This is a genomic window from Shewanella sp. (assembly GCF_013214165.1).
Lineage (GTDB): Bacteria > Pseudomonadota > Gammaproteobacteria > Enterobacterales > Shewanellaceae > Shewanella.
In genome coordinates this window covers 1-4,546 of record NZ_JABSSM010000154.1, presented here as the reverse complement: position 1 = coordinate 4,546, position 4,546 = coordinate 1, and the positions used below count along the sequence as shown (strand labels likewise).

Here is a 4,546-nt window from a genome sequence, read left to right as displayed (position 1 = left end):
CACGGCTCGATAATAGTAAACCCACCGACCTTTAACTTTTATGTAGGTTTCATCCATTCGCCACGAGCCAGATACTCGACGCTTTTTCTTCCTGAATATGGCTTCGAGTTGTGGCGCATATTTGATAACCCAACGGTTCAGGGTTGAATGGTCAAAATGGATATTTCGCTCAGCGAACATCTCCTCAATTTCACGGTAACTGAGTTTATAGGCCAGGTAATAGCGAAGCGCCTGCATGATGATATCCGATGGATAATGTCGCCCCGAGAAGTTAAGTGTCATGCAGTGGATGCTCCAAATGAAGTCTGAACATCATCAACACTTTAGCTTGCTTCGTCAACTTTGCGACAGAACCCAAAACCCCTAATCTCATGAATCATCGGACGAAAAGACCTTAGCGAACACTATACGACTGGACTCAAAGCATGTATTACAATTGAAATACATATAGACAGAGGTGATAAGTACGGGTCCAGTGGAAGAACCCTCGAAAATGACGAGTCCTAGTAATTCCCCCAAGATCTGACGGTGCAAACTCACGGATTCTGAACTCTATAAACTGATGAGTTAATCAGATTTTTTTACTGCTTTTATTGCTCGGTAGATGGTCGCTTCGCCTAGCTTAAACTCTTTAGCTAATTGGCTGATCGTGGTCCCTGTTTGCCGCCTCGAATAAATATTCTGCATTATTTCATTTGTTAACTTGGGAGGACGGCCAAATTGGACGCCATTTTCTTTAGCCTTGGCTATCCCTTCAGATTGACGCTCTGTACGCAGATCTGTTTCAAACTCAGCAATAGAGGCAAGCATATTAAACATGAGTCTGCCCGTGGATGTACCGGTATCAATGTTCTGATCTAGCACGATGAGATTTATTTTCTCTTTTTCAAACTCTTTTGCTAATTGTGATAAATGCCACACTGATCTAGCAAGTCTATCAAGACGGGTGATGATGAGAGTGTCGCCTTCCCGAAGGTAATTCATACAGGCTTTAAATTCGGGGCGATCAGCCGTTCGGCCACTGCGTTTTTCCTGATAAACCCGATCACACTTCACCTGGTTCAATTTATCCAGTTGAACATCAAGGCTCTGACCGGTGGAGCTTACTCTGGCATATCCGACACGCGACATATCTATCATAATCCTTTAGGTGTTTTGATACTCTACATATGATAGTAGTTTTGAGAGGTGTATTCCATAGCTATCAAAAAGTATACATTATGATGGCACCAAACATCAGAAATTTAAAAATGTGCGCCATTCTGGCATACAGATTGACAGAAAGTGTTTTTGTATGCCACAATGACACCAGACAAACCAACATTAAAGACGTAGGTAATTATGGCTATTAATGCAGAACGTAAAGAGACTCGTTTGGTCGCACGAACTTCGACAGAAATACAAGAAATGATACAGCGGGCTGCAGATCATTCCGGAGCGACACTCTCTCAGTTCCTTATTGAGTCGGCAATGGAGAAAGCGCGTAGCGTGATTGAGCGAACCGAAACATTACATCTCTCGATGGCTGGTGCTGATGCATTATTTGCCGCGTTGGAAAACCCACCCAAAGCAAACAATAAGCTACTTAAAGCTGCGCAGCATTACAGAGATACAGTGAATGCCCCTAACCATTGAAGAGATCACCCAGCAACATAATCGCAAAACGTTTGATTGTGGAGTTACTGAACTCAATCAATTTTTACAACAGCAAGCCCGACAGAAAACAGCAAAGCATATTTCAAAAACCTATGTGGCGTGCCAGGACTCGGCACCCACAGTTATTATGGGTTATCACACGCTTACGGGCTATTCAGTGACAACACCACTTTCCCACAGAGATTATAAAAAATATCCTCACCCACTCAGCGCAGTAAAACTGGCCCGCCTTGCCGTGGGGTGTGAGCTGCAAGGCCAGCGCTTAGGTGAGCGATTGCTGATTGATGCCATTTATCGAACGGTTTTGGTCGCCCAACAAATTTCAACCATCGGCCTGTTTGTCGATCCTATGACTCCAAAGGTTGTTCCTTTTTATCAGCAGTATGACTTTTTACCTGTCAACACTGATGACCATTCACGTCTTGAAATGTGGCTCCCCATTAAAACCTGTATAGAGATCACCGGTACCTTGCTATGAATGATCAATTGTAAAAGTCACGCTATTCATCTCGATGAAGAAAACCAAACGCATTCACTTATTATCCAGTCCTGAAGTTGAAGAACTTTACGTACGACCAACATTTAATGCACATGAACAACGTCAGTACTTCACGCTGAATCCATCTGAGCGAACTTCACTCTCCAGACACAGTAATACAAAGACTCGCATTTACTTTATCCTGCAGTTGGGCTATTTCAAAGCCAAACAGCAGTTCTTTAACTTCTCACTGGATGAAGTCAGTAGCGATATTCAGTTTATCGTGAATACCTACTACAGTTATGCTCAATCCAGATTGTTTACTGGGCGCATATCACGTGATTACATTCGAATACAGCGGCAAACAATTCTCTCTCTATTTGACTACCGCGGTTGGTCATCTGAATTTTCACTGGATACTCAAACACATATAGGTAACTTGCTTCGATTTTACCCAAAAGGACATAGCGCGTTTCGTCAATTATTAGTTTACTTCGACCATCAAAAAATTGTCATCCCCTCTTATACAACACTTCAAGACATATTCAGTCGAGCTTTCGCCGATGAAGATAAGCGACTCAATGGAGTGATGATATCGATACCTTCGTTCATAAGTGACCAGCTTACAGCGCTGATCCATCGTGATGATGGTATTACTGCACTTAATATTATTCGTGCTGATCAAAAAGACTTTCAATATACAGCAGTGAGAGCCGAAGTAGAAAAAGTGCAGCGCATCACTGAATTATACGCTTTTGCTAAAGGCTTTATTCCTTCGCTTAAATTATCGAAAAACGCCGTGCGCTATTATGCAGACATTGCTGAACAATACGCATCATCAAGGCTGCGACGATTGAGTGTGCCTCAACAATGGTTGCAGGTTATCTGCTTTGTTTACCACCGCTATCAGCAGATTATGGATAACTTGATTGTAAGTTTCAATTATCACACTAGGGCCATCATGGATGCAGGTAAAACCTACGCTTCTATGGCTCATATGGAGTACAGTTCCGGGGTTGTAGTGGATTTCCCAAAACTGGCCAAGTTCCTCAAGTGGTTCCCCAAGCGCAGCAAGAAGATGACTCAGGAAGAACTGAGTGAGATGGCTTATAGCATCCTACCCAAGGAACAATTTACAGCATTGGCAGAGTTTCTTGATGGAAAGTCATTCGATAAAAAAGCCGCGCTTTGGGAATACTATGGTAAGTCGTCTCGGATATTTTCGCTGTATCTTCGTCCAATCTTTACCACTGTGGTTTTCGAATACTATAAAGACAACAGTCGTATCGGTGAGCTAATCGATATATTGAAATCTCACTATCACAGTGACAAGAGTCCATCAGAGTTAAAAATCTTCGACGATCTTGGTTTTACTGTGCCCAAAAGTATGACCAAATATTTAAAGCGTAATCCTACCGACATGCATATTGATCCGTATCTGTTCGAGTTTTTTATTTATCAAAAAATCTATCACGAAGTAGAGCGAGGTCGGCTGTACTGTAATGATAGCGTGTCATACTGTGATATCGACACAGATCTTATTGATGAAGCTCTAGTTGATGACGCTGAAAAAATAGCCGCTGACTTTGGGTATTCAAAGATACCTATTTATTGTGATCAACGCCTTGATGATGCTCTTCAGGAATTAAACGATGCCTGGGACAGAACAACCGAAAATATCCTCGACAATAACAACCCAGGATTCCAGATTAAAAAAACCAAAACAGGGCAGCCATGCTGGAGCCTGACCTACGATAGTGTGGAAAAACTGGATGACGCCTTTTTCAAAAATCTACCCAAAGTCGAGATTGCCAATATTATGATGTTTATCGGCGATCTCATTGATATGTGGAGTGGATTTACGCACATGAAGGATCGTTATTCCAAGCGGAAAAAGCCTAATCTGCTAGCAATTAATGCTTGTTTATTATCAGAAGCCTTTGGTTTTGGCACGAGTAAAATGGCGGACATGTCAGACTTGGACCTCAACCAATTACGCTCCACACGGGAAGATTTTGTCCGTGTCGATACGCTTTGCGCTGCCAACGAGATCGTTAGCAACCACATTAAAACGTTATCTATTTTCAAACAATGGAATCTGATGGATGACAAGGTGTTAGCTGATGCAGATGGACAGAAATTCACAACTACTGATAGCACCATTCAGTCTCGGTACTCACGAAAATACCTGGGGAAGGGCCGTGGCATATCGCTCTATAGTTTGATAGCGAATTTTGTTGCTGTGAATGCCAAGAATTTAGGGTTAAATGAGTACGAAGGACATTTGTTAGACGTCAACTAGCTTGGCCTATAGGCGTCAATTAAGTTGGCCGCTTTTGCCGTTTATTTTCATGGCTTCTTTTCTTCGATAACTCTCTCCCTCAAGTTGATAAATCTCTGCGTGATGCACCA

The 4,546-nt window shown here is 42.3% G+C and carries 5 protein-coding genes; 3 read left to right on the top strand and 2 right to left on the bottom strand.

All coding sequences use genetic code 11. The features are described from left to right. Both HRU42_RS20710 and HRU42_RS20705 read right to left on the bottom strand, forming a co-directional pair. Positions 1–282: IS6 family transposase (locus HRU42_RS20710; protein ID WP_295033939.1), on the bottom strand; the 282-nt coding region annotated here is incomplete at its 3' end. A gap of 285 nt (positions 283–567) precedes the next feature. After that, on the bottom strand, positions 568–1,140 hold the full coding sequence (locus tag HRU42_RS20705; RefSeq protein WP_295033938.1) for a recombinase family protein: 573 nt from the start codon (positions 1,138–1,140) through the stop codon (positions 568–570). A gap of 201 nt (positions 1,141–1,341) precedes the next feature. Between HRU42_RS20705 and HRU42_RS20700 the strand changes: the two genes are divergently transcribed. Genes HRU42_RS20700 through HRU42_RS20690 form a run of 3 tightly spaced genes read left to right on the top strand, consistent with a single transcriptional unit; the run spans position 1,342 to position 4,436 of the window. Beyond that, positions 1,342–1,635 carry a DUF1778 domain-containing protein gene (locus HRU42_RS20700; RefSeq protein ID WP_295033936.1) on the top strand — a complete coding sequence of 98 codons (294 nt, stop codon included), beginning with the start codon at positions 1,342–1,344 and terminating at the stop codon, positions 1,633–1,635. Beyond that, a complete protein-coding gene (locus HRU42_RS20695) occupies positions 1,619–2,134 on the top strand; it encodes a hypothetical protein (RefSeq protein WP_295033934.1) in 516 nt (171 codons plus the stop codon). Before HRU42_RS20700 ends, HRU42_RS20695 begins: the two co-directional genes overlap by 17 nt. A 34-nt stretch (positions 2,135–2,168) precedes the next feature. Next, the gene (locus tag HRU42_RS20690) at positions 2,169–4,436 is read left to right on the top strand and encodes a Tn3 family transposase (RefSeq protein ID WP_295033932.1); all 2,268 of its coding nucleotides are present in this window, start codon (positions 2,169–2,171) and stop codon (positions 4,434–4,436) included. Positions 4,437–4,546: the final 110 nt, after the last annotated feature.

What these genes read in the sequence shown, in the direction of transcription:
- HRU42_RS20705 (WP_295033938.1), bottom strand. Translation starts at nt 1,140, where the DNA reads ATGATAGATATGTCGCGTGTCGGATATGCCAGAGTAAGCTCCACCGGT.
- HRU42_RS20690 (WP_295033932.1), top strand. Translation starts at nt 2,169, where the DNA reads ATGAAGAAAACCAAACGCATTCACTTATTATCCAGTCCTGAAGTTGAA.
- HRU42_RS20700 (WP_295033936.1), top strand. Translation starts at nt 1,342, where the DNA reads ATGGCTATTAATGCAGAACGTAAAGAGACTCGTTTGGTCGCACGAACT.
- HRU42_RS20695 (WP_295033934.1), top strand. Translation starts at nt 1,619, where the DNA reads ATGCCCCTAACCATTGAAGAGATCACCCAGCAACATAATCGCAAAACG.